Annotated in this window: 25 protein-coding genes; 16 read left to right on the top strand and 9 right to left on the bottom strand. The window is 56.4% G+C overall.

Annotated features, from left to right (window positions below; all coding sequences use genetic code 11):
* The first annotated feature begins 247 nt into the window (after window positions 1-247).
* From OK412_RS13830 to OK412_RS13800, 8 genes are all read left to right on the top strand, one after another.
* Window positions 248-979 carry a S24 family peptidase gene (locus tag OK412_RS13830; RefSeq protein WP_010255201.1) on the top strand — a complete coding sequence of 244 codons (732 nt, stop codon included), beginning with the start codon at window positions 248-250 and terminating at the stop codon, window positions 977-979.
* A 423-nt stretch (window positions 980-1,402) separates the two neighbouring features.
* Window positions 1,403-1,681 carry a hypothetical protein gene (locus OK412_RS23475; RefSeq protein WP_071785064.1) on the top strand — a complete coding sequence of 93 codons (279 nt, stop codon included), beginning with the start codon at window positions 1,403-1,405 and terminating at the stop codon, window positions 1,679-1,681.
* 204 nt (window positions 1,682-1,885) lie between these two features.
* Window positions 1,886-2,353 carry a glycoside hydrolase family protein gene (locus tag OK412_RS13825; RefSeq protein ID WP_010255203.1) on the top strand — a complete coding sequence of 156 codons (468 nt, stop codon included), beginning with the start codon at window positions 1,886-1,888 and terminating at the stop codon, window positions 2,351-2,353.
* On the top strand, window positions 2,350-2,697 hold the full coding sequence (locus OK412_RS13820) for a hypothetical protein (RefSeq protein WP_010255205.1): 348 nt from the start codon (window positions 2,350-2,352) through the stop codon (window positions 2,695-2,697). Before OK412_RS13825 ends, OK412_RS13820 begins: the two co-directional genes overlap by 4 nt.
* Window positions 2,694-2,987: a hypothetical protein gene (locus OK412_RS13815; RefSeq protein WP_010255207.1), complete on the top strand. Its 294-nt coding sequence runs from the start codon at window positions 2,694-2,696 to the stop codon at window positions 2,985-2,987. Before OK412_RS13820 ends, OK412_RS13815 begins: the two co-directional genes overlap by 4 nt.
* A 203-nt stretch (window positions 2,988-3,190) precedes the next feature.
* A complete protein-coding gene (locus tag OK412_RS13810) occupies window positions 3,191-4,945 on the top strand; it encodes a glycosyl hydrolase family 28-related protein (RefSeq protein ID WP_264353254.1) in 1,755 nt (584 codons plus the stop codon).
* Between the two features lie 381 nt (window positions 4,946-5,326).
* Window positions 5,327-5,539: an RNA chaperone/antiterminator CspA gene (gene cspA / locus OK412_RS13805; protein ID WP_003854408.1), complete on the top strand. Its 213-nt coding sequence runs from the start codon at window positions 5,327-5,329 to the stop codon at window positions 5,537-5,539.
* A gap of 3 nt (window positions 5,540-5,542) precedes the next feature.
* Window positions 5,543-5,713, top strand: a complete 171-nt coding sequence (locus OK412_RS13800; protein WP_085978710.1) for a cold-shock protein — start codon at window positions 5,543-5,545, stop codon at window positions 5,711-5,713.
* A gap of 407 nt (window positions 5,714-6,120) precedes the next feature.
* On the opposite strand, the gene OK412_RS13795 is transcribed toward OK412_RS13800, so the two are convergent.
* The 3 genes from OK412_RS13795 to OK412_RS13785 form a co-directional block, all read right to left on the bottom strand.
* Window positions 6,121-7,698 (bottom strand): methyl-accepting chemotaxis protein, encoded by a 1,578-nt coding sequence (locus OK412_RS13795; RefSeq protein WP_010255214.1) that lies wholly within the window; start codon window positions 7,696-7,698, stop codon window positions 6,121-6,123.
* A gap of 299 nt (window positions 7,699-7,997) precedes the next feature.
* On the bottom strand, window positions 7,998-8,147 hold the full coding sequence (locus tag OK412_RS13790) for a hypothetical protein (protein ID WP_022625169.1): 150 nt from the start codon (window positions 8,145-8,147) through the stop codon (window positions 7,998-8,000).
* Window positions 8,148-8,227: 80 nt separating this feature from the next.
* Entirely contained in the window at window positions 8,228-9,190 is a 963-nt protein-coding gene (locus tag OK412_RS13785) for a chemotaxis protein (protein WP_010255217.1), read from the bottom strand.
* A gap of 167 nt (window positions 9,191-9,357) precedes the next feature.
* Here OK412_RS13785 and OK412_RS13780 point away from each other — a divergent pair, with 167 nt between their 5' ends.
* Window positions 9,358-9,750 (top strand): YgiW/YdeI family stress tolerance OB fold protein, encoded by a 393-nt coding sequence (locus OK412_RS13780; RefSeq protein ID WP_033779693.1) that lies wholly within the window; start codon window positions 9,358-9,360, stop codon window positions 9,748-9,750.
* 35 nt (window positions 9,751-9,785) lie between these two features.
* Here the strand turns inward: OK412_RS13780 and dbpA are convergent, their stop codons facing one another.
* The 3 genes from dbpA to OK412_RS13765 all read right to left on the bottom strand — a co-directional run bounded on the left by dbpA (window position 9,786) and on the right by OK412_RS13765 (window position 14,495).
* The gene (dbpA, locus tag OK412_RS13775; RefSeq protein WP_010255222.1) at window positions 9,786-11,168 is read right to left on the bottom strand and encodes an ATP-dependent RNA helicase DbpA; all 1,383 of its coding nucleotides are present in this window, start codon (window positions 11,166-11,168) and stop codon (window positions 9,786-9,788) included.
* Between the two features lie 987 nt (window positions 11,169-12,155).
* On the bottom strand, window positions 12,156-13,544 hold the full coding sequence (locus tag OK412_RS13770) for an amidohydrolase (RefSeq protein WP_089414530.1): 1,389 nt from the start codon (window positions 13,542-13,544) through the stop codon (window positions 12,156-12,158).
* A gap of 90 nt (window positions 13,545-13,634) precedes the next feature.
* Window positions 13,635-14,495, bottom strand: a complete 861-nt coding sequence (locus tag OK412_RS13765; protein WP_022625167.1) for a LysR family transcriptional regulator — start codon at window positions 14,493-14,495, stop codon at window positions 13,635-13,637.
* 87 nt (window positions 14,496-14,582) lie between these two features.
* Here OK412_RS13765 and OK412_RS13760 point away from each other — a divergent pair, with 87 nt between their 5' ends.
* The 6 genes from OK412_RS13760 (at window position 14,583) to yniD (ending at window position 20,292) form a co-directional block, all read left to right on the top strand.
* Entirely contained in the window at window positions 14,583-15,752 is a 1,170-nt protein-coding gene (locus OK412_RS13760) for a cyanate transporter (RefSeq protein ID WP_033771037.1), read from the top strand.
* Between the two features lie 205 nt (window positions 15,753-15,957).
* Complete coding sequence (gene lldP, locus OK412_RS13755) at window positions 15,958-17,619, top strand: L-lactate permease (RefSeq protein ID WP_115764854.1); 1,662 nt, start codon at window positions 15,958-15,960, stop codon at window positions 17,617-17,619.
* Window positions 17,616-18,389, top strand: a complete 774-nt coding sequence (lldR, locus tag OK412_RS13750) for a transcriptional regulator LldR (RefSeq protein WP_192034243.1) — start codon at window positions 17,616-17,618, stop codon at window positions 18,387-18,389. The genes lldP and lldR overlap by 4 nt, the downstream gene beginning before the upstream one ends.
* On the top strand, window positions 18,389-19,576 hold the full coding sequence (gene lldD, locus OK412_RS13745; RefSeq protein ID WP_129062808.1) for an FMN-dependent L-lactate dehydrogenase LldD: 1,188 nt from the start codon (window positions 18,389-18,391) through the stop codon (window positions 19,574-19,576). The genes lldR and lldD overlap by 1 nt, the downstream gene beginning before the upstream one ends.
* A 58-nt stretch (window positions 19,577-19,634) precedes the next feature.
* The gene (locus tag OK412_RS13740; protein WP_022625164.1) at window positions 19,635-20,063 is read left to right on the top strand and encodes an OsmC family protein; all 429 of its coding nucleotides are present in this window, start codon (window positions 19,635-19,637) and stop codon (window positions 20,061-20,063) included.
* Window positions 20,064-20,184: 121 nt separating this feature from the next.
* Window positions 20,185-20,292 carry a small membrane protein YniD gene (gene yniD, locus OK412_RS23535; RefSeq protein WP_022625163.1) on the top strand — a complete coding sequence of 36 codons (108 nt, stop codon included), beginning with the start codon at window positions 20,185-20,187 and terminating at the stop codon, window positions 20,290-20,292.
* Window positions 20,293-20,407: 115 nt separating this feature from the next.
* On the opposite strand, the gene OK412_RS13730 is transcribed toward yniD, so the two are convergent.
* The 3 genes from OK412_RS13730 to OK412_RS13720 form a co-directional block, all read right to left on the bottom strand.
* Window positions 20,408-20,638 carry a hypothetical protein gene (locus OK412_RS13730; RefSeq protein WP_031292783.1) on the bottom strand — a complete coding sequence of 77 codons (231 nt, stop codon included), beginning with the start codon at window positions 20,636-20,638 and terminating at the stop codon, window positions 20,408-20,410.
* 99 nt (window positions 20,639-20,737) lie between these two features.
* Window positions 20,738-20,908: a hypothetical protein gene (locus OK412_RS13725; protein ID WP_003850083.1), complete on the bottom strand. Its 171-nt coding sequence runs from the start codon at window positions 20,906-20,908 to the stop codon at window positions 20,738-20,740.
* Between the two features lie 171 nt (window positions 20,909-21,079).
* Window positions 21,080-21,730, bottom strand: a complete 651-nt coding sequence (locus tag OK412_RS13720; protein WP_010255238.1) for a CPBP family intramembrane glutamic endopeptidase — start codon at window positions 21,728-21,730, stop codon at window positions 21,080-21,082.
* A gap of 213 nt (window positions 21,731-21,943) precedes the next feature.
* On the opposite strand from OK412_RS13720, the gene OK412_RS13715 reads away from it, so the two are divergent.
* A complete protein-coding gene (locus OK412_RS13715; RefSeq protein WP_187499813.1) occupies window positions 21,944-24,547 on the top strand; it encodes an EAL domain-containing protein in 2,604 nt (867 codons plus the stop codon).
* The last annotated feature ends 54 nt before the right edge of the window (window positions 24,548-24,601 follow it).

Here is a 24,601-nt window from a genome sequence, read left to right as displayed (position 1 = left end):
CGGTCTCGTCACTACTGGCCATTATTCTGGCTGATATTCACGCAATTTTTTACGGAACATTCCTGAAAGCCGGGGCTGTACGCGGCCTGAGGCAATATTTTTTGTCCAGCCGTGGGCTGAAGCGGATAATGATTATCAGGAATGCTTGATAAAGCGGTTAGGTAGTAAACGAGCGGTAATATAAAATGAACTGGTAGCAATAATGAAAATAACATCCAGTATCTCTTCTATGGCTGATTATTAACTAATGGTTAAAAAAGAAAGTACAAGACAAGCTTTCACCGCCAGGCTGATAGCGGCCTGTGAGAGTGCCGGCATTGCCGGACATGGACGAAACAAACAGGTTGCCAGGGCTCTGCAGCAGCAAGGCTGTAAGATTTCAACGCCGGGAGTGTGGAAGTGGTTTAACGCGCAGTCAGTGCCGGATGGCGGCAATTTACTGGCTCTCAGCCAGCTGCTGGGCGTCAGGGTTGAGTGGCTGCAATACGGTATGGAACAACCTGCTGAACCGGTGACGCTAAGTGCGCTCACCGGTCAGAAGAATGTGTTTCGGATTGATAGCCTCGACATTGGTCAGCGAAGTGCTGCAGGCCTGCCCGCGCGTGATGAGTTTGTCGAGACTATCCAGGCGATCGAATATGGTCTGGATGAGGCGCGGGTGCTGTTCAACGGGCGCCCGGCGGAAAACATCCGGTTAATCGCTATCAACAGTGACTCCATGGCTGACACCTTTGCGCCGCGCGATCAGCTGTTTGTGGATATCAGCGTGCGGATGTTCGACGGCGACGGCATCTATATTTTCACCCTCGATGAGCAGCTCTATCTCAAGCGCCTGCAGCTGCAGCATAAGAAAATCGCTGTAATATCAGATAATAAGCGTTATGAAACCTGGTATCTCAATCATGATGACGTCACCAGCCTGAAGGTACTGGCCAAAGTGATCATGAGCCAGGCGCGACATTATCAAATCCTCGGTTAAGGCCACTTCTGCCGGTTTTTTCAGGAAGGCTGAAAAAAAAATAATCGGCATAAATTCATAAATTTAACCAGCGGTAAATAAAAAATTAACCAACAGTGTTTGATAAAGCATAAGAACCTGTTAATAATTTGGATATGGATGAACGAAGCAGTTCTTTCAGGGACGAGCCGCTCTTAAACAATTGAGGCGCTGCACAAGCGCGAATCATACCACCCCAAAGTTAGTGAACTTTGGGATGGGGTGGATGCGCAAAATGCAGCGTCGTCAGATGCCGTTTATTTCCCCTCGCTTACTTTCCACCTGACTGCTAATGCAGCCGGGCGGTAAGCGTGCGACCGTGATACGCGACATTCGGGCCCGTTCGGTTCGCCGAAAGCTCGCGCCTGCCACCCCATCGCCAAAGACTCATTCACAGGAGGAGTTATGGCGATAATTCACTATGGCAAAAGCGTTTTTATAGGCAACGCACGTACTCGTCGCCACCGGCGGCGCCAACCTCTCAGCAGCCTGACACAGAGCATCGACGAGGCCCTGAACTTCCCAACTGAAACACCCACCCTGAGACGTGCAGAGCAAATCTGCCAGCGTCAGGTCGCCCCGCGCGTTGACCGCGCAATTACTGCACCCCGCGTCACCAGTCAGGAAACACCCAGTTTCGACAATTGCTGTCTTCCGCACGTTCATCTCTACGCCGTGAGCTGAAACGCGCAGAAAACGCATTTTTCCGTTCCGGCTAACTCTTCGCTTTCTCCAGTTCTCACTGGGCGCAATTTGCTGAATTACTGTTCAGTTTTGCTGCAGGGTCAGTAAGGCCTTCTGCTGCGCCGTGCTGAGTAATGATCAGCGAGCGTTATGTATTTCTTTTCACAAGGCTGAGTTGCTTTAACCCGTCATTGAGGAGTCGTTATGAGCCAGATAATCGCAGTACTGAATTTTGAAGAGGGGTATGTCGACACGCCCTATCTCGACACGCTGGGCTTTCCCACGGTGGCCGGCGGCATTCGCATTGGACCCAAGGGGGCGTCTCTGAGTAATTACGCTTTCCGCGTTCCACGGCGCGTCGGTGATGTCTGGAAGCAGTGCATTCTTGAAAACAAAATTCAGGAGATGCAGGGCAGGGAGCTGCTGCGTAATGCGCTGGCGAAGTGCAACGACGCCCGCACCGACGTGCTGCTGAGCATGGCTTATCAGCTGGGCGTCGAGGGCGTCCTGCAGTTCAAAAACATGCTCAGCGCGATCGTGGCTGAACAGTTTAATGATGCGGCTGACGCGATGATGAACAGCCTCTGGGCCCGTCAGACGCCGGGCCGCGCCAGACGTCACGCGGAGATGATGCGCAGCGGAACCTATGCGGTTTACAGGGGGTTGCTATGAGATGGCTCATGTTTCTCACCGCCGTGCTGACGGCAATCATCATTCTGCTGCTGCTGCAGCGCTTTACCACCCTCCAGTTTGTCTCTCATGCCCGTCTGCTTTTCAAAACCTGGTCTGTCTGGCTTGCGTCGCTGGGTTCCATGCTCAGCGCCTGGGCGCAGTCGTTTCCTTCGGCCGCCGTTGATGCCTGGAGCGCACTGCCCGAAGACGTTAAAGCGATTCTGCCGCACAACTACCTCGGGCTGGTGGGCGCCTTCATGGTGGCGATGGGGGTGATTGCACAATTTGTTCGTCAGAAAAACCTGCTCAATGCGAAGGAGCAGTCTGAAGGAGCGAAGCCATGACTCTGATTACCACCTTACTGGGCGGCAGCTGGCACTGGATCGCCGCGCTGGCTGCGGTCATCGCGGCGCTGGGCGCCAGTTATTTCGGCGGCAAGAAAATCGGCAAAGTGCAGCAAAAAGCGCGTTCTGACGTCGATAACGCGCAACAGGAGGCGTCCCGCGTCACCGCGGTAGCGCAACAGCAACAACATAACCGCGAGGAGGCTAACCGTGTGGCGACTGACAACCATAGCCTTGATGACGCTGCTGCTCGCGACAAGCTGCAGCAGTCGAAATACCACAAACCCTGAGCCGGTGGCGATCACCGACTCTGCCTGCGTACTTTTTTCCCCTCTTTATACCTACGGCGATGACGCGCAAAAAATGGACGTTCGTACGGTGCGCGCCATCAACACCCACAACGACATGTGGGACTCCCTTTGCGGCCATCCGGCTGCGGCTAAGTAGTGCGCTGATTTCAGCGCGATATCTCTATGATCCTGAGGAGGATTCTATGATCGAAGTTAACTCTTTTGCTGAACTGCGTACCACTGTTCCACCAAAATCAGGTGAAGTCGCGAGCCTTAAACGCTATTACGATAAGGACTCCAGCTTCCGTGGCGGCGCAGACTTTGTCGGTTTTCTCAGCACCACTCCGCTGAAAGATGATGGCGGTACGGTGGCGGTGGGTAACGGTTTCTACTGGAAGCGCACCATCAACGATCCCGCCGAAGTGAACATTCTGCACTTTGGCGCGAAAGGGGATGGCGTGACCGATGACACTGAAGCCTTTAAGCGGATGCTGGCATGGACACAATCCTACAACGCCTACGCGAAAGCGATTCCGGTGCGTTTTCCGGGGGGCCGCTTCCTGATTTCACCCATCGATATCAGCGATACGGAGTTGTCGTTTTTTGGTCTGGCAGGCGATGATATCGAGCTCGGCTCGGCACCGCGTACCACCATTGTTTCTGATAAAAGCGCGAATACCGTGTTTAAGGTTAATGCGCGTCGAATCGTCATTAAAGGCATCTGCTGGCATGGACAGGCTAACGCCGGGACTGTCGACACCGCGGCCAAAGTCACCGTCACGCCTGAACAGTGCAGTAACACGCAGCCGTTCTTTGAAAATACCATTGTCGGAGGCCAGATCGTCAATATCTTCTGCTTCAAGGCGCAAAGTACCGGGGGAACCGTCTTTAAGCTGCAGGATACGCTCGACAGTAAGTTCGATCAGATTTACAGCTCCAATACCTTTTCACGGGTGTTTGATGTCGGCTGGTCAAACACACCGAAGGGGAACTGGGACCACTCAACCGCCATTGAGCTGTGTAATGCCAACTTCCAGTCGGGCTATGGCGACGCGACGCTCTATATGCCACGCGTCACACAGGGGCTCATGCGTAACGTCTGGATTGAGCACACGACTAACCCGGGGGATCTGTCGGATGGCGGCTGGAACATCGAAACGCTCAACATTGAAGATTGCGGCACGCCGCTCAATCTCAATAATGCCCGCGTGGTGATGCGTCATATCAACCTGCAGGCGGGGGCGAAAATCACCAATGATCTGGCCGGAAGTAAGTGGTTATCGACCTTCGAATATGGCTATCGTCGGGATGAGAACTACGGCACGTTCATGACCGGTTCGCTGCGTGCCGGCTACTACAGCGGCTATAAAGTGGTGAACAACACCGATACCGACAACTGGTATCGGCTGGGGCAGCTCTATTTCCCGGCGCCTAACCAGCAATGGGTAATGGAGCTGATCGGGAAAGCGGATGCGACTACGCCCTCCGGCACCGCCGGTTCGCCGGTTAATGTGGTGGGCACCGGTAAAACCCTGATCAACCTCCAGCGACTGGAGACGGTCTGGGCCGATGCTTACCATATGGGGCAGCCTTCCGTGCTGGACATTCGTTATGGCCGGGTAGGGACCACCTATGCCGTAATCTGGGTCAAGCTGAGAGCGAACAGCGGCGAGACCATGTTCAACCTGAAGACGACCGGTCCGACCCGCTTCGATACCGGTTCCTGCTCGCTGTTCCAGGCTGATATGTCGGTGGTTACGGACATCACCAAAATCAGCAACCTGAAACCCGCTGCACGTTTTGGCATGCACAACGGGCTGGCGGGCATCGGGGCCAACGAAAAAGGGGTGGTTACGCTGGCTACTGCTGCGGGTACGCCGACCAATAAGACCGCTCCGACCGGTTTTGTGCTGATCAATATCAACGGCATTGACCGTAAGGTTCCTTACTACGATTGATGATCGGCATGTTTTGGGCGAGGCTCCGGCCTCGCCCTTTTTTGATCTGACATTATCTCCGCTTCTTTTTACGTCGCCAGAAAAGTCACCGCTGCACTGTGAAGCCAGACAGTCTCCCTGACACCGCCTTTCGCCTTCATCCTCGTCAACGGGCTGATTGCGATTAATTTGAATTACGGCTTGCGTCACTTTAAGAAGTGTGGCCTAATGAATCGTCGGTTTGATTAACAGACACTATCAAAGTAAGTAACCAAAGCAGTTCTCATCTCTAAGTTTGTCGCGAGACATCCCTTCTTTTTGAGTCTTCTCTTACGTTCTGATTAAAATCTGTTCTCAGGCCATTATGTATGCCGGAAGGCTCGATATATTAAGGATTTAAGCATGTCTAACAAAATTCGCGGTACCGTTAAATGGTTTAACGCAGAGAAAGGCTTCGGTTTCATCTCTCCTGCAGACGGCAGCAAAGATGTATTCGTACATTTCTCTGCAATCCAGGGCACCGATTTCCGTTCATTAGATGAAGGTCAGCAAGTTGAATTCACAGTAGAAAATGGCGCCAAAGGCCCAGCTGCTGCGAACGTTGTTGGTCTCTAAGGACTGAAAATTACTTTTAAATGTCCTCACTGTAGTGGCTCACAGTTTCGTACATCACATTTTGATGTTACAAGAGCCAACCCGCATGGAGCGAAATGCATTTTCTGCAAATCTGTCGTGGTTCAGGTGAACCTGGCAAGGATTGCAATTCAGAGCCAGCTTCGCGCTCTCTGATTAAGGCTAGTGAGCTTTATAGCGTTGTTGCATTTACAGTAATAAAAGGCTGCCTCTGGCAGCCTTTTTTGTTTCTGCGTTTCCTCCTTCTCAAACCTCACGCTTTATTCTTGTAACCTGCCTGTTTACTTTCACTTTCCCTGTATATTTGCAATTCCCTTGTATAACGCTTACCACTTACCACTTACCACTTACCACTTACCACTTACCACTTACCACTTACCACTTACCACTTACCACTTACCACTTACCACTTACCACTTACCACTTACCACTTACCACTTACCACTTACCACTTACCATTTACCACTAACCGCTAACCGCTTCCCGCTCTGTTGCCTGTAACCTATCCGCCCTTATCGTCACCATTCTTAAACTGGCCCGCCGAAGCAGGCCGTTGAGAGGGATTAACGCAGTACGGGTTGCAGTGAGAGCTTGCCGGTATTAAACACGCTCATCGCCTGTGCCATACGCTCTGCCTGATCCTGCAGCGCTTGTGAGGCGGCTGACGCTTCCTGTACCAGCGCGGCGTTCTGCTGCGTCACCGCTTCCATCTGGGTAATCGCCTGATTGATTTCATTAATGCCGCTGCTCTGCTCGCTGCTGGCAATGGTGATTTCGCTCATGATGTTTGCCACGCTCTGCACGCTGTTCACCACTTCGCCGATAGTTGAACCGGCGTGTGTCACCAGCTTGCTGCCTTCATCGACTTTAGCGACGGAATCTTCAATCAGTACCTTAATCTCTTTGGCCGCTGAGGCTGAGCGCTGCGCCAGATTACGCACTTCACTCGCCACGACCGCAAAGCCACGACCCTGTTCACCCGCGCGTGCCGCTTCAACCGCGGCGTTCAGGGAGAGAATATTGGTCTGGAAGGCGATGGAGTCGATAACGCTGATGATATCGACAATTTTTCGTGAGGAGAGGGCGATCGCTTCCATCTTCTCAATGACCTGCTCCATTACCACGCCACCTTCACGCGCCACGCTGGAAGTGGTTGAAACCAGGTGATTGGCTTCACGCGCGTTGTCGGCATTGTGTTTCACGGTCGACGTCATCTGCTCCATGGCAGAGGCGGTCTCTTCCAGCGAACTGGCCTGCTGTTCGGTTCGGGTCGAAAGATCAAGGTTCCCACTGGAGATCTGATTAGAGGCCACCGCAATAGTGTCGGAGCCGGTACGCACTTCGGTCACAATCGACAGCAGATTATCGTTCATTCGTTGCAGCGCCTGCATCAGGACGCCGGTTTCATCGCGTGAGGTCACCTGCATCTGTGAACTCAGATCGCCTGCGGCAACGCGTTCAGCAACGTCAACCGCTGCAACCAGCGGACGCACAATAGAACGGGTCAGGAAGTAGCCCAGCAGAATAGACGCCAGAATCGCCAGCGCGGAGAAAATCAGCGTAATGGAGATAGCCGACTGACCATTTTCCACAATACCCTGACCTTCACTGCGCAACTGTGCGTCCTGAGAGTTGGCAAAATCCACGGCATCCTGAAGGAATTTGTTCTGGGTGGCGGTCATCGATTTCAGGACATAGGTGCTGGCAGCCTCAAAATCGCCCGCTTTCACCAGGGTGATCAGCTCTGCTTTAACCTTCTCAAATGCCTGGGAAGAGGCCAGCAGACCGGCGATCTTTTTCTTGCCGACGGGCGTGACCTGAATATCTTCGATCCTTTTCATTGCGCTGTTGGTGCGTTGCGTGGCTTCATCCAGCTGACCATAACGCTTCACATTCATTTCCGGACGTGTCGTGTCGATCACCATGCCGCGCAGGTATTTGATCTGATCGTTGACGCCATCGCGCACATCAAATGCCAGTCGTACTTTCACATAACGATCGTCAACGATCGAGGCGATCGCCGTATTAATGCTGTTAATCCTGGTTATGGATGTCACGCCAATCACTATCAGTAACGTCACAATAATACCGAAGGCTGCTGCGAGCCGCATTCCCACCTTCATATTCTTGATACTGAACATGTTCTCTTCCCCGTTTTATTATTAATCAATTTGTTAGCAAAACTCAGGTTTCCTGCTGTTGTGCGCAGTGCCTTGCTGATGTCTGTGGTCACAGCCGCAGGCAAAAAGGTGATCTCGCGCATACTGTTATCGGAGCACGAAGTTGTACCTTTAATAATTTTTAAGTAATAACGCCGGGTGAATAAATAGTCAGTAAAAATCATCAGAAATGGTTAAGTAATAACCAGAGGGAATTCAGACAAAAAAAAGGGCTGTCAGCAGTGATGCTGACAGCCCGATCCAGACAAGGATGAATGGATTCAGAAAACTAAGAAGTAGAGGCCTGTCCAGAACGCGACGCTTAACGTGACGGCGCTAATCCAGGCCAGCTGGCGTAAACGGCCACGCAGCACCTTTTGACGGGAAGGCGTAGCAGGTGCAGGCGTAACGGGTAAAGTTTCAATGTGCATAGTCGGTTCCTGATCAGGTCAGCCATTCCGCTGGCTAAAAAGTAAAAGCGTGCCGGGCATTCTTAGCGGCCCGCATTCGCTTAGCGAGCAGTGTCGAGAACGTTGAAAATCACGTCTGACAGCTCATTCAACTCGAACTTCGCCACATAGCCATCGGCACCCACTTTGCGCACGTGATCTTCGTTGGCGCTGCCAGAGAGTGAGGAGTGAATGACGACTGGCAGAGCCTTGAGGATCGGGTCACGCTTGATGTTGCGGGTCAGCGTAAAACCATCCATCTCTGGCATTTCCAGATCGGTCAGCACCAGGGCGATTTTGTCGTGAATCGATTCGCCGGCAGCCTGCGCTTCCTGGCTCATCAATTTAATTTTTTCCCAGGCATCGAGACCGGTGTTAAACATCAGCGCCGGAATGCCCATACTCTTCAGACCCTGCTCCAGCAGCTGACGCGCGACTTTGGAATCTTCTGCCACAATCGCCACCGCACCTGGGCGGTAGTTGAAGGCACGCGGTCTGGCTGCTTCCGGTTCGACGCCGCGCACTGATGGGATGATGTCATACAGGATTTGCTCAACGTCCAGCACCATCGCCAGCTCGTTGCTCTGCTTGTCACTGTCCAGGCAGGCGATGCTGGTAATGTTGCGGCCGCCGATACCGGCTTCGGCGGTATGCACCTGGCTCCAGTCGAGACGCACAATGTTCTCGACTGACTCCACGGCAAACGCCTGGGTGTTACGGGCATACTCGGTAACCAGCAGCAGGTTAAGACCGGTTTCCGGCACACAACCCGCCACGGCAGGCAGGTCGATGACCGGAATGAACTGGCCACGAATACTTGCCATACCCAGCAGCGGCGAACGCATGCCTGCGGCTTTGGTGATAGTTGGCATCGGCACAATTTCACGCAGCTTGAAGACGTTAATGCCAAACAGTTCAGACTTGCCTTTCAGCTGATCGGAACCTAAGCGAAACAGCAGCAGCTCAAACTTATTCGATAACGCGAGGTTCGCTCTCTCATCGATCTCTTTCTGAAAATTATCCATGGTTGCCTCTGCATTAACGCAGCTGGTGAAATAGGGTGTGAACAGGTTATCGGCAGCAAATAGAAAAAAGTGAGAAGAGAAGGGTGAAATAAAACGGACGCCAATTAATGTGCCAGGATTAACCCTGAAGGTTCAACATGGACACCTTTCCAATAAAGGAGTGTGAAATGAAAAAAGTGATTTTGGCGTCGTTGCTGGTGATGATGAGTGCGGGTGTTTCGGCCGAAGAGGGCGGATACAAAGCGGGCGATACGCCGCCACCGCAACACAAGCAGGATGCCGGCTATAAAGGTTCAGAAGATACCGGTCAGACGCATATTGATCAGATCCGCGATTTCCGTCAGGGCGGATATGTGACGCTGGAAGGTTACATCCTGAAGAAAGAGCAGGGCGAACGGTATCAGTTCCGTGACAACACCGGTACCTTACCGATTATCGCGCCGAAGAAGACCTTTGGTGGTAAAACCTACACCGCTGAAGACAAAGTACGCGTCAGTGGCAAGGTACAGGGCAAAGGGGATAAAACCACGCTGCATGTGACCCAAATCGAAGAGCCGTAACAAACCGGGCGAGGAAATCTCCTCGCCCGTTTTATTTAGTCTTTCAGCAGAATCGCCCGGCAGGTTTTGCCTTTGATTTTGCCCTGCTTGAGTTTGACCAGCGCATTTTTGGCCTGATTCGCTTCAATCGCCACATAGGCATGGGTCGGCGTCAGGACAATTTTGCCGATCTGCTCGGCACGATAACCCGCTTCACCCGTCAGCGCGCCCAGAATATCTCCCGGACGTATCTTGGCTTTACGGCCACCATCAATGCATAAGGTCATCATAGCTGCAGGCAGCGGCTTGCTGCTGCCCTTTTTCAGCGTGCTGGCAGAGACCCACGGCAGCTTCTGCTGCAGGAAATCTTCCAGCGCATGCGCACGAGCCATCTCATCGGCAGCAACCAGGCTGACCGCGACGCCATGTTCGCCCGCACGCGCCGTACGACCAATGCGGTGCAGGTGGATTTCAGGATCCCAGGCGAGCTGATAGTTAACCACCATCGCCAGCGATTTGATGTCGAGTCCGCGTGCAGCGACATCGGTGGCGACCAGCACGCGACCACTGCCGTTAGCGAAGCGGATCAACACGCGTTCGCGATCGCGCTGCTCCAGATCGCCATGCAAAGGCAGGGCGCTGATATCACGCGCGTTAAGCGCCGCGGCGACATCATCACATTCACGTTTGGTGTTGCAGAAGACCACACAGGATGAGGGCTGACGATCGCTGAGCAGGGCTATCAGCAGACCCAGTTTTTCATTGTGGCTGGCTTCGAAAAACTGCTGATCGATTGAAGGCAGTTCGCTGACATCTTCTGTCACCACGCTCAGCGCATCACGCTGAAAGCGGGTGCTGATGGCCGTAATGCCGTCTGGCCAGGTGGCGGAAAAGAGCAGCGTCTGGCGCGAGGCGGGCGTTGCTTCAATGATCGTTTCCATATCATTCAGGAAACCCATCTCCAGCATCCGATCTGCTTCATCCAGTACCAGCGTGCTGAGCTGGTCCAGCTTGAGGTTTTCGCGGTTAATGTGGTCGAGGATACGACCCGGCGTGCCGACCACGATATGGGGCGGATGCACCAGCGAATCACGCTGTGCGCTCATCGGCTGTCCTCCACACAGAGTGAGAACTTTGATGTTGCGGGTGAAGCGCGCCAGCTGGCGCAGCACATTGCCTACCTGATCCGCCAGTTCACGGGTCGGACAGAGAATGAGTGCCTGGGTCTGAAAGCGGGCGCTGTCGATATGGTGCAGTAAACCAATACCAAAGGCAGCCGTTTTACCGCTGCCGGTTTTCGCCTGCGCGCGCACGTCGCGTCCCTGCAGAATGGCGGGCAGCGTAGCGGCCTGCACGGGCGTCATGCTGGTGTAGCCCATCTCGCGCAGGTTTTCGAGCTGGCTGTCGGGAAGCGAATTGAGGGTAGAAAAAGCGGTCACGGGCGCGGCCTCTGAGGCTGAAAGTGTAGGGCATTATTGCGGGGCAAGTCTGGCAGAAAGCACGCCTGACAGCAACGGGAACCTCGATGGTTAGCAGTATGAAACTATATCTGTCAGAGGGCTTAGGAATAGACTGAAGTTTACGGGAAAAAGGTGGTTTATTTTTATAGATTAACCCCGACTCAATGTGATTGTTCCAGGATGAGGATCTTTTGAGGCCAGCGATTATTTGATAAGTAGCCGTTTTTAAATATTTATTTCATTGTTAATCAGATAAATCCTTAACTACTACTCCAGTAATAGAATTAATCATTAAAAAATATCACCACTGGTGCCGATAAAAATCCTGAGCTAATTGCTTTATATTTAGCGCGCCATATTCCTGGTACAACGACCGGTAGAGGGTATTTGCATTGAGTAATCGCATCCAGGGACCACATGAAAATGTGCTTAAAATAGTAGGCCGCGCCGTACTGACACTGCATGTTCATGGAGAGAGCTTATCGGCTGATAAGATCGCTTCGATGATTGCGTGTTATGCGGAAGATGAGCCCTGTGATCAGGAAGATCGTCGCTTATACGCGCTGGCAATGGAACTAATGTCGAATGATAAATGGGCCAAAAGCGCGTAACCCGCACTCCGCTCAGGTAAATGCAGAGCCTCCCTTGTGGAGGCTCTGTTGTTTTTGGGGGAGTAGGTTTGCGTTGTGGGGCAGGTACTGGCTCCCGGCGCTTTAGGTAAGGTGGTCGTCTGTAACCGGGCCTGAGCCGGCTCGATCTCTCCGCATTTGCTGAGAAGGCTCAGCGCGGGCGATTACGCACCTCATCCCTGAGGTGCGCCCGTAGCCGTGCCAACGCGTTGCGTCGTTCAAAAACGCTCCCGGCGTTTTTAGTACGCACCTCATCCCTGAGGTGCGCCCGTAGCCGGGCCAACGCGTTGCGTTGTTCAAAAACGCTCCCGGCGTTTTTGTCCGCAGCCCTGCTGTTTCAGGCCGGGGCCAGCGCAAACACCGGTTTACCGCGCGAGAAGGTCGCGACGACCGGCGAAATCCGTGCCACGGCTTCGGCGGAACAGCTCGCCGCTACCAGCATCATGCTCGCTTCATCGCCCGGTACTGGCCACTGGCGGTCACCCTGGGCTGTCAGCGGCAGCCGATCGTCTGTGGCGATCGCCAGCGCCCGCGACAGCGAGAACTCATCCGATCCCCGATAGAGCTGCGCATAGAGATTCGCTTTTTCCAGCATGCTGCCGGTGCCAAACGGTGACCAGTGATCGATAACGCTGTCGGTGCCGGTCATCACCTTCACGCCCGCTGCCTGTAATTGCGGAATCGGCATGGTCAGCTTGCCGATCGGCAGCGTAGAGGCGACGCTGAACTGCTGCTCCGCCAGCCCTGCGATCATCTTATCCAGCGTACTGCCGGACAGGGTCGCCAGCGCAAAACCGTGGCTCAGCGTCACTTTGCCCTTCAGCGCCGGATTCTTTGCCACGGTGTCAATCATGTACTGAATCGCCGCCACGCCAGCAGGTGAGGTTTCATGCAGATGTATATCCACGCCGCGCTGATAGTCGAGCGCAATCTGGAACATCGCATCCAGTGACTTCTCCATGGCACCATCGACATTGGTGGGGTCCAGGCCGCCGACATACTCAACGCCGTGCTGCATCGCCTCGCGCATCAGCCCATCGACCTGCGAGTGCAGCAGGCCGTGCTGTGGAAAGGCCACAATCTCGCAGGGAAAGGCGGGGTGACGGGCTAATGCCGCCTGCAGATGCTCCAGACTTTGCAGGCCGCTGACCGGATCGATATTGCAATGGCTGCGGGCGCGGGTGGTGCCTTTGGCGTGCAGCAGGGCGATCAACCCTTCGGCGCGCGCCTGAGAGTGCGGTAGCAGTTGCGGAATCAGCACCTGTTCACGCGCAATCATGTCCATGATGGTTTTGCCCTGACGGGGACGCGGAGCCTGCCACGGGCCGCCGTAGAAGGTTTTATCAAGGTGGATATGCATATCCTGGGTGGCGGGCAGCAGCAGGGCATCCTGTGCATCCCACGACGGCAGGGTGCTGTCACCCTGACCCGCGGGTGTCAGCTGGTCAATTTTACCGTCGCGCACGCTGATGTCGTAACGCCCGGTGCGGGTCGCAACGATCTCATCATCCTCACGGATAAAGCCCTCCTCCAGCCGCACATTGCGCAGCAGATAGTGATCCTGCCGGGGCAGGGCGGCGGGCTGGTCGGGATTGCTGGAGGACAAAGGTGATGGCGTGGCGGCACTGGCCTGGCCGAGACCGGCGGCCAGCAAGCCGCCTGCGGCGGTCCAGCGGACGCTCTGCCCAAGGAAATCACGGCGGCTCGGCGAAGAGGAAATAGGCATCAGAGGCTCCTGCAAAGTGAACAAGGTCTTAATCTGACAAACGACGCTTCACCCTGCTGCGTTATTTTCCACTGACGACTATTCAATATCTCACTGCCAGCGCAGCTGGCTGAAGGTTGCCAGGGATTCCGCCAGCTCGCGCTGCAGCGGATCCTGCGGATGACGACAGAACAGCGCCAGTTCGAAGGTATCAATCACCGGCAGACCCTGTTCCGGGCCCAGTACCCGATGTTGCGGCAGGCGGCAGCTGGCGGGCAGTAATGTCAGCCCCAGACCCTGCGCACTGGCGGCGGCCAGCGCGACCAGGCTGGCGCTGCTGTAACTAATGCGCCAGCTACGGCCCAGTGCGTCGAGCGTCTGACACACCTCATCGCGATAGAGCCCCTGCTGGGGAAACAGCACCAGCGGTACCGGCGTCTGCTCAAAGCAGGGCCACTCTGCGCTGTCGAGCCACAGCAGGGGTTCAGGACGCGACGCCAGCGGACGCTCGCCATAAGGCTGCTTAATCAGCATGATGTCGAGCTCTTCACGCTGCCAGGCGCGACGCAACTCCACCTGCATGCCGCTCATCACGTCCAGCCGAAGTTGCGGATGGTCGCGACTGAAGTGCGCCAGCAGACCGGCCGTGGGCGCCGCGAAATCTTCTGGCACGCCAAGACGCAGCACGCCGTCGCGCCACTGGTCACTCAGCACATCGTGCGCTTCCCCATTCAGGGCGATAATCCGCCGGGCGTAGCCTAAAAGCTTCTCGCCCTCTTCGGTGATCTGCACCTGATGCGAGGAGCGGTTCAGCAGCTCTTTGCCGACCATCTCCTCCAGCCGTCGCACCTGCTGGCTGACGGTGGATTGCGACAGGTGCACCCGGTCGGCGGCGCGTGTAAAGCTGGCGGTTTCGCACACCGCGACAAAGCTGAGCAGCTGCTGCGGAGTAAACATCGGCTGACGATTCATATTTCCACTACCTGGCAGAGTAATATTTCATTTCCAGATAGTAGCGACTGCTGCCAGGCTGGCAACTTTTAACTGTGTGGATCTCAGATGAAGAGAGAGAACAACCTGCTGCTGGCGGCGCTGGTGCTGGCCGGGCTCAATATGCGACCGCTGATGACCTCGGTCAGTCCGTTACTCGGCGAGCTGCGGCAGAGCATCGGTCTGTCGCCGCTGGCGGCATCGCTGTTGCCTGCGGTGCCGATGATGATGATGGGTGCCATTGCGTTAGTCAGCGCCCCGCTGATGCAGCGCTTTGCGGTACGTAAACTGCTGCTGGGTGGCCTGTTGCTGTTGCTGCTGGCGCTGGTGAGTCGGCTGTTTGTGGCTGACGGAGGCTGGCTGGTGCTGAGTACTGTGCCGGGAGGGGCGGGCATTGGCATTGTGCAGATGGCGATGCCGGGATTGATCCGTCAGCGATTTGGCAGCCGCAGTGCCGGCGTGACCGGACTGTGGGCAGCGGCGCTGATGGGCGGCGGCGGGATTGGCGCGGCGATCTCGCCGTGGCTGAATGGGCAGCTTGGCTGGCAGGGCGCGCTGAGCAGCTGGGCGCTGCCGGTGGTGCTGGCCATCCTGCTCTGGCTGTTTATCACCACCCCACGTGCAGCCCGGACGGAGGCCGCCGCTCTGCCTTCGCTGTGGCGGAAAACCCGCGCCTGGACGCTGGCGTTGAGCTTCGGTCTGGTGAACGGCGGATATGCCATCTGTGTCGCCTGGCTGCCCGATTTTTATCATCAACTCGGCTGGAGCGCGCAGGCGGGCGGTTCACTGCTTGGCATGATGATCGGCTGTCAGGTCACGGGTGCGCTGCTGCTGCCCTTGCTGGCGCGGGGCCGCGATCGCCGTCCGCTGCTGCTGCTGACACTGGCGATGCAGTTCAGCGGCATGCTCGGTTTCCTGTTTGCGCCACAACTGGCACCGTGGCTCTGGGCGGGGATTGCGGGCTTCGGGCTGGGCGGGGCATTTCCGCTGGCGCTGGTGCTGGCGCTGGATCATCTGGAGCAGCCGCAGGCTGGCGCGCGGCTGGTGGCTTTTATGCAGGGCGTCGGCTTTATTATCGCGGGCAGCATGCCGTTTATCGCCGGGCAGTTGCATGCGCTCACCGGTCACTTCACCAGCGTCTGGTTATTGCAGGCGGCGGTCACGCTGCTGTTAATCGTGCTTAATCTGCGTTTCCATCCGCGCAGCTATCAGCACGCCTTTCCTGAGGTGAATCGCTGATTTTGGTCCGACCAATTCCGGCAATATTTTTCTCTGGTTCACACTCCGGGAAAATTCGCGCATCTTCTGTTGCCATAGGTTAACAATGCGTTAACTATCTGTTGCCATAAGCCCCGACAGAGCGGTTTGGTCTGACCAATCCGGGGCAGATGGCACCAGCGCTGCGGCTGCGTGCCACGTCACCTTTTCCTCTGGAGATACTGGCATGCAGATCTGGCAACAAAACTACGATCCGCTGGGTAATATCTGGCTTTCAAGCCTGATCGCACTGATCCCGATTCTCTTTTTCTTCTTTGCGCTGATTAAGCTGAAGATGAAAGGCTACCTGGCGGCCACCACCACCGTGGTGCTGGCGCTGCTGGTGGCGCTGTTTCTCTATCAGATGCCGGTTGCACAGGCGCTGGCCGCCGTGGTGTATGGCTTTCTCTATGGGTTGTGGCCGATTGCCTGGATTATTGTCGCCGCGGTGTTCGTCTACAAGATCTCAGTCAAAACCGGCCAGTTCGACATTATCCGCGCCTCTATCCTGTCGATTACTCCCGATCAGCGTCTGCAGATGCTGATTGTCGGCTTCTCGTTCGGGGCGTTTCTGGAGGGGGCTGCGGGCTTTGGTGCGCCGGTGGCGATTACCGCCGCGCTGCTGGTGGGACTCGGCTTTAATCCGCTCTACGCCGCCGGGCTCTGCCTGATTGTGAACACCGCGCCGGTGGCCTTTGGCGCGATGGGCATCCCGATTATTGTGGCGGGGCAGGTGACCGGGCTGGACAGTTTTGCCATCGGCCAGATGGCCGGACGCCAGCTGCCGCTGCTGACCCTGATTGTGCTGTTCTGGATTATGGCGATCATGGATGGCTGGCGCGGAGTGAAAGAGACCTGGCCGGCGGTGGTCGTGGCAGGGGGATCGTTTGCCATTGCCCAGTTCCTCAGCTCCAACTTCCTGGGTCCGGAGCTGCCCGATATTATCTCGTCGCTCGCCTCGCTGATTTCGCTGACGCTGTTCCTGCGGGTCTGGAAGCCGGTTCGCATCTTCCGCTTTGCCGATGCAGAGGCGAAACAGGGCGATCCGTTGCTGCCACCGCAGAAGTATCGGCTGGGGCAGGTGATCCGCGCCTGGATGCCGTTCCTGTTTCTCACCGCCACCGTCACGCTCTGGAGTATCCCGCCGTTTAAAGCGCTGTTCGCCAAAGGCGGCGCGCTCTATGAGTGGGTGCTGGCTATGCCGGTGCCGATGCTGAATGAGCTGGTGGCGCGGATGCCGCCCGTGGTCGGCACTGCAACCCCTTATCCGGCCATCTTTAAGCTGGATCTGGTGTCCGCCACCGGCACCGCCATTTTAATTGCGGCGATCATGGCGATGATTTTCCTGCGCATGAAGCCAAAGGCAGCATTGCAGACTTTTGGTGAAACGCTGAAAGAGCTGGCGCTGCCGATCTACTCTATCGGGATGGTACTGGCCTTTGCCTTTATCTCGAATTACTCCGGGCTGTCTGCGACGCTGGCACTGGCACTGGCGCTGGCGCACACCGGCCACGCTTTTACCTTCTTCTCACCGTTCCTGGGCTGGCTGGGCGTCTTCCTGACCGGATCAGACACCTCATCGAATGCGCTGTTTGCTGCTTTACAGGCCACGACCGCGCAGCAGATTGGCGTCTCCGATATTCTGCTGGTGGCGGCCAACACCACCGGTGGCGTGACCGGTAAGATGATCTCGCCGCAGTCGATCGCTATCGCCTGTGCGGCGGTCGGGCTGGTGGGTAAAGAGTCCGACCTGTTCCGGTTTACCGTTAAACACAGCCTGATTTTCACCTGTATGGTCGGTGTGATAACCACGCTTCAGGCCTACGTCTTCCCCTGGATGATCCCATGAGCAGCAATGCCGATCCGCTGGTGACGCGCCTGCGGGCCTATATCACCGAACATCAGCTCGAGCCGGGCATGCGCCTGCCCGCCGAGCGGCAGCTCTCTGCGGAGCTTGGCGTCTCGCGCTCCTCGCTGCGTGAAGCCATACAACAGTTGATCAGCAACGGCATGCTGATTAGCCGACGCGGCGGCGGCACTTGGATCCGTCAGCAGCTGGCGCCCTGGTCGGAACAGCGCATCGTCGAGCCGATTCGCCAGCTACTGCGCGACGATCCCGACTACCGCTACGACATTCTGGAAGCGCGCCATGCCATCGAGGCCAGCACCGCCTGGCACGCCGCACTGCGCGCCACCGACGCCGACAAAGAGAAGCTGCAGTACGCTTTCGACGCCACCCTGAAGCTGAAAGAGAGTGACGATCCCGATCTCGCCGCCCAGGCGGATGTGCGCTTCCATCTGGCGATTGCTGAGGCGTCGCACAACGTAGTGCTGTTGCAGACCATGCGTGGTTTTTTTGAGCTGCTGCAATCGTCGGTGATGCAGAGCCGTCAGCGCATGTATACCCAGCCCGCGATTTTCGCCCGCCTGACTGAACAGCATCAGGCGCTGCTCGATGCGATCCTCACTGGCGATGCCGACGCTGCGCGCCAGGCGGCGATGCAGCATCTGGGATTCGTGCACACCACCATGAAAAACCTGCATGAAGATGAAGCGCGTCAGGCGCGCATCACCCGCTTACCGGATAACGACACACGCAACCCAAAGGAATCTGACTGATGATTATCTCCGCTGCCAGTGACTATCGCGCGGCCGCGCAACGTATCCTGCCGCCGTTCCTGTTTCACTATCTTGATGGCGGTGCCTATGCCGAGCACACCCTGCGTCGCAACGTAGAGGATCTCTCGGATGTGGCGCTGCGCCAGCGCATTCTGAAAAATATGTCGGAACTGAGTCTTGAAACCAAACTGTTCAATGAAACCCTGTCGATGCCGGTTGCGCTGGCACCGGTCGGCCTGTGCGGCATGTATGCCCGCCGGGGTGAAGTGCAGGCGGCGCGTGCGGCAGACCTGAAAGGCATTCCGTTTACCCTGTCGACCGTCTCGGTCTGCCCGATTGAAGAGGTGGCCCCGCAGATTAAGCGTCCCATGTGGTTCCAGCTCTATGTGCTGCGTGACCGCGGCTTTATGCGCAATGCGCTGGAGCGCGCCAAAGCCGCCGGTTGCTCCACGCTGGTGTTTACCGTGGATATGCCCACGCCGGGCGCGCGCTATCGCGATGCGCACTCCGGGATGAGCGGCAATCACGCGGCGCTGCGTCGTTACTGGCAGGCGGTCACCCATCCACAGTGGGCGCTGAATGTGGGTCTGCAGGGGCGCCCTCACGATCTGGGGAATATCTCCACGTATCTGGGCAAGCCTACCGGGCTGGAAGATTACATCGGCTGGCTGGCGAATAATTTCGATCCCTCTATCTCGTGGCGCGATCTGGAGTGGATCCGCGAGTTCTGGGATGGGCCGATGGTGATCAAGGGCATTCTCGATCCGGAAGATGCGCGTGATGCGGTGCGCTTTGGCGCCGATGGCATCGTGGTCTCTAATCACGGCGGACGCCAGCTGGATGGCGTGCTCTCCTCGGCGCGTGCGCTACCGGCCATTGCCGATGCGGTAAAAGGTGACATCGCCATTCTGGCGGACAGTGGCATTCGCAACGGGCTGGATGTGGTGCGGATGATTGCGCTGGGCGCAGACAGCGTGCTGCTGGGACGGGCATTTATCTATGCGCTGGCAACCCACGGTCAGCGCGGCGTAGAAAACCTGCTGACGCTGATTGAAAAAGAGATGCGCGTTGCCATGACCCTGACCGGCGCGAAGTCGATCGGTGAAATTACCCGCGATTCGCTGGTGCAGGCGGAAGCGTTACTGGCACCGCAGAGCACACCGCCACGTCCCCGCGCGGTGAGTTGAGCCTGCGAAAATGAATGTATTGTCTATACTTAGCTTCTTTACCAACAGGAGGAACGACATGACCATTCATAAGAAAGGTTCGGCGCATTGGGAAGGCGATATCAAAGGCAAAGGCACCGTCAGCACCGAGAGCGGCGTACTAAGCCAGCAGCCTTATGGCTTTAACACCCGTTTTGAAGGCGGCAAAGGCACCAACCCGGAAGAACTGATTGGTGCAGCGCATGCAGCCTGTTTCTCCATGGCGCTGTCGCTGATGCTGGGCAATGCGGGTCATCCGCCGGAAAGCATTGATACCACGGCCGACGTGTCGCTGGACAAAAAAGGCGATGGCTTTGCCATCACCAAAGTGGCACTGACCAGCACCATCTCTCTGCCAGGCATTGATGAGTCGACCTTCGACGAGATCATCAATAAAGCCAAAGCGGGCTGCCCGGTTTCTCAGGTACTGAACGCGGAAATTACGCTGGATTACACCCTGAACAACTGATGCCGGTAACGGGTCGCCTTTTGGCGGCCCGGGCGTTATGCTATGCCTCACCGGTCCTGTTGCTGACCGGAACAGATGCGCCTTCTGGCGCATCTTCGCTTTCTGACCAGAGGAAACTGAGGTGACGAGATACCGGGCAGCCAAAAAGTACTGGAAGATGGTGCTGGTTCTGTTGTGCATCTGTGGCGCGCTGCTGCTGATTCGCTGGGCTGCCATGATCTGGGCCTGAACAGATGAAGGGGATTGGCCGCCACACGCTGGGCATATTATTAATGGTGATTATTGTGCTGGAAGCGGTTCACTATCTGCTTACTGCCTCATGGCTGCCGTGGCGATAAACGCGCTCAGACAAAGGCATCCTCGCGCCTTTTAGACCGCACATCGCTGCGCGCAATGCGATAAGCCTTGCGCGGATCGCCTACCACAAACTCAAAGGTTGGCGTGTAGTAAAATGGCAGCCAGCCGCCATAGCTGCTCTCCCACTCCCAACGGACGGGGCAGGGCCACAGAATGCCATCATACAAAAGATAGTAAACCCAGCGTCCACCAGGACGACGGGGGCGTGATGTTTTCATGGGATTCACAACGATAATGGTTAACAACAGCTTATATTTTGTACGCTAAAGCGTCAGCTTGCAACGTTACAGCCCTGCTTTATTGAACCTGGCCCTGAATTAGCGATGTACTTCGCCGCACAGCAGTACCACATTCGGTCTGACTTTATGAATGCGGTTCGCCATCGTTTCACAGTCGACCTTCGTCGGATAGATGCGCTCTGATACCGGCAGCGCCTCGCAGGCATCGTAGCCGCATGCGCTCACTAACAACACAAATCCTATCAACATAGATCCTCTCCTTTACACGGTCTGGTGGTCCGGACTGTGGTGCTTTTTATCCCTTTTTAACATCCAGTATAGACAAACGTGCCGGGGCGGCATTGTCAGTGTGAGCTATGGTCCGCCAGCCAGGGTGTGATGCGGCGGCTTTAAGGTGTGTCAGAAGGGGCGGGCCTGGCGCTAGCCTGCGAAATACCAGGCGGGCAGCAGCGCAATCAGGTTATTCAGCGTGTGCAGGAAGATGGGCAGCGCCAGACTGTTACTCCGCAGCCGGGCGTAACAGAGCAGTAGCGAAAACAGCGTCAGGGCGATAAGGGTCTGCCAGTGCACATACTGCGTATGCATCACCGCAAACAGCAGTGAGGTCAGCAGCATACAGGCAAAGCGGCTCCGTGGCGCCCACAGCAGAAAGCCCTGCAACAGAAAACCGCGGAACAGCACCTCTTCAAACACCGGCGCCAGCAGCACGGCGGTGAGCAGCAGGATCAGCAGCGAATTACGTCCCTGCTGGGCCTGCATCACCAGCCATCCTTCCGGCTGCATGAACTGCATCTGTGCGGCCATCAGAACAAATAGCGCGCCAGTAAACAGCAGAGTTTGCAGCGTGCAGAGTTCACCCAGCGGCAGGTCTGTACGGCGCTGGCAGTAAAAGCGGTAAAGCGGATAGATAACAGCAAATTCAAACAGGCAGAGCACCGGCACCAGCAGGCCGTCATTACGCAGCACGCTGTAATTAGGGAACAGCGTGATCAGCATGGTAACCAGGTAATAGACCACAAAGCTGCCGACGTAGAACAGCGTCAGTGTCACTCTGTCGGAATTGGTATTCATAGGCGACTCTGCCAGCGAAGGTTAGCGCATAGTAGCAATGCACCAGATCGCTGTCGAGTCAGCCTGTAACACAATATTTAAGCGCAAAATGTTTACCGCAGACTAAACACCCGCGCGCGCGCGCCGATAACTGAGGAAACTAATCTGGTCAGCACTGCATGTTGTATTGCAGGCCCGTCATCTCAAACTCTGACTGTGTAGTGAGCACTCTTAATGACTTCTAACCCTCCGGCGCCACCCTCGCCTCCATTCAGTCATGCCGCTGAAGACCGCACTGTCCGCTTTACGCGGCGCAGCCTGCGCACGCTTTCGCTGCTGCTGTTTGGCGTGCTGGTGCTCTCGATGCTGATGGTGCTGACGATTGCGCAGCGGCAAAACAGCGTATCGGTTGAGCATGACCAGTTGCTGATGCAGCAGGCGTGGAAAAATCGTCAGGAGGCGATGGTCACGGATATCCGGGATTATGCGTTCTGGGGCGAAGCCTGGCGCAATCTCCATGTCAGGGTCAACAAAGTCTGGGCTTATGACGAAGAGAACTTTGGTCCGGGCCTCTACGAAGAGTATCACTATGAGGGCGTATTCGTGGTCGACGGCAACGGTGACACCACGTACAGCGTCATTAATGGGCAGCTGGTGGATACGCCGCTGGAAGCCTGGCTGGGAAAAGAGGCTCCAGCGCTGATTGCGGCGGCACGTCAGCGCAACGATACGGCGATAACCCGTGATGCGCTGATTAATCATCTGCCCGCCATTGTGGTTGCCGCCCCCATCGGCAGCGGCAAACTGACGAATATGCCGCCGATAGCGGGGCCGGCGTCAGTGATGGTGTTTGTGAATCTTTTCACCCCTGCCAAATTACAGGCGCTGGGCGCCACGCTGGATGTGCGCGAACTGCGCCTGCCCGTCAGTGCAGGGGATGCCCTGCGTGAACCGCGGATGGTGCAACCGTTACCCGGCGGCGATCTGATTGTGCTGCGCTGGACGCCAAAGATGCCTGGCATGGGCCTGGTCTGGTTTCTGTTACCACTACTGATGCTCATGGCGATCATCATAGGCATAATCACCCATCGCGTCAGCCGCCATGCGCTCTCTAATGCGATTCTCTCTGACCGGCGCTTTACCCTGCTGGCGATCAGTCAGCAGGAGCTGGCCAACAGTGAAGCGCGGTTTCGCGATCTCGCTGAGGCGGCGTCAGACTGGATCTGGGAAACGGATGAAGAGGGCCGCCTGATCTACCTCTCAGCGCGCTTTCAAACCGTGACCGGCCACGATATTACACACTGGCTGGGCCGTCACATCGATCACCTGCTGACGCATCCCAGCCATTCGCTGGTCGCCTGGCTGCAGCGTCAGGAGGAGGAGGGGCAACGGATGCCACTGCGCTGTCAGTTTATGTCGGCGCACGGCAACCGCCGTATCGGCCAGCTGGTCGCGAAAACAATCTGGCATGAGGCGCGACGTATCGGGTTTCGCGGCACGGTGTCGGACATCACTCAGAGCATGGAAGCCGAGGCGCGCATTCATTTTTTGTCGCGTCATGACGTCTTAACCGGCCTGTCGAACCGCGTACAGCTGCAGGAGTTTCTGACGCTACACCTAGAGCTGCCTGATGGCGCTGCGCCGCTGACGCTGATTACCCTCGATCTCGATCAGTTCAGGCCGATTAATGAAACCTGGGGCCATGCGGCGGGCGATGAGGTGCTGAGCCAGATAGCGCAGCGTCTGAAGCGCTGTATCGGCCCGCAGGAGCTGGTGGCGCGGCTGAGTGGCGATGAGTTTGTGCTGGTATTGCGTGAAACGAACCGTGAGCGGGTCGATCAGCGTTGTGCTCAGCTGGTGCATGAGGTTCAGCAGCCCATCAGCACCGGCCAGCATGTCCACTATCTCACCGTCAGCATGGGGATTGCCTGTGTACCGCAGGATGCCAGCCATCCGGAAGCGCTGCTGCAAATGGCGGATATCGCGCTGAATGAAGCGCGTGAAGCGGGACGCAATCAATGGGTCTGGTATGCCAATGAGATGGCCAGTCAGCGTGAGGATAAGCGTGAAATGGCGCGGCGGATTGAGAAAGCGCTGAAGAACAATGAATTTCGCCTGCACTACCAGCCCCGCTATCAACTGCTGACGGGTCAGCTGGCGGGTGCCGAGGCGCTGATTCGCTGGCAGATTGCGCCTGATGAGTGGATTACCCCCGATCACTTTATTCCGCTGGCGGAAGAGAGCGGTCTCATCGCCACCATCAGCGACTGGGTGCTGATGCGGGCGTGTGAGGATGCGCTGGGATGGGGGGGCGATCGCTATGTTTCGGTTAATATTTCGCCCATGGAGTTCCGCACCAGCGATTTAGTGCAGCGGGTTGCGGATGTGCTGGCGAAAAGTGGCCTGCCCGCTACCCGGCTGGAGCTGGAGATCACGGAGAACGTGACCTTTGAACATCCGCAGCATGCGCTGGAGGTGATGCAGGGTTTACGGTCACTCGGGGTAAGGTTAACCGTTGATGATTTCGGCACCGGCTATGCGGCCCTGGGCTACCTGAAGACCTTCCCGTTTAATGGGCTGAAGATCGATCGCTCCTGGATGAAAGATTTCCCGGAGTCGCAGCAGGCACAATCGGTGGTCGCGGGGATTATTGCGCTGGCACGCGCCTTTGCCCTGACAATTACGGCTGAGGGGATTGAGACAGAAGCGCAACTGAACCAGCTAAAACAGCTCTCGTGCGAAGAGGGGCAAGGCTACTTCCTCGGTCGACCAATGCCGCTGGCTGCATTCAGTACGCTTCTGGAAAGAACCGCGCAGAACCAGGCTGAACCCGTTTAACGGACTTTAACCGCCACGGCGGTCATCAGCATTGCGCAGACGACAAAAATAATC

Source organism: Pantoea sp. JV6 (genome assembly GCF_025910055.1).
Taxonomy (GTDB): Bacteria; Pseudomonadota; Gammaproteobacteria; order Enterobacterales; family Enterobacteriaceae; genus Pantoea; species Pantoea agglomerans.
Note: the sequence above shows the minus strand (reverse complement) of the source record. Positions and strands in the feature narration are given on the sequence as shown.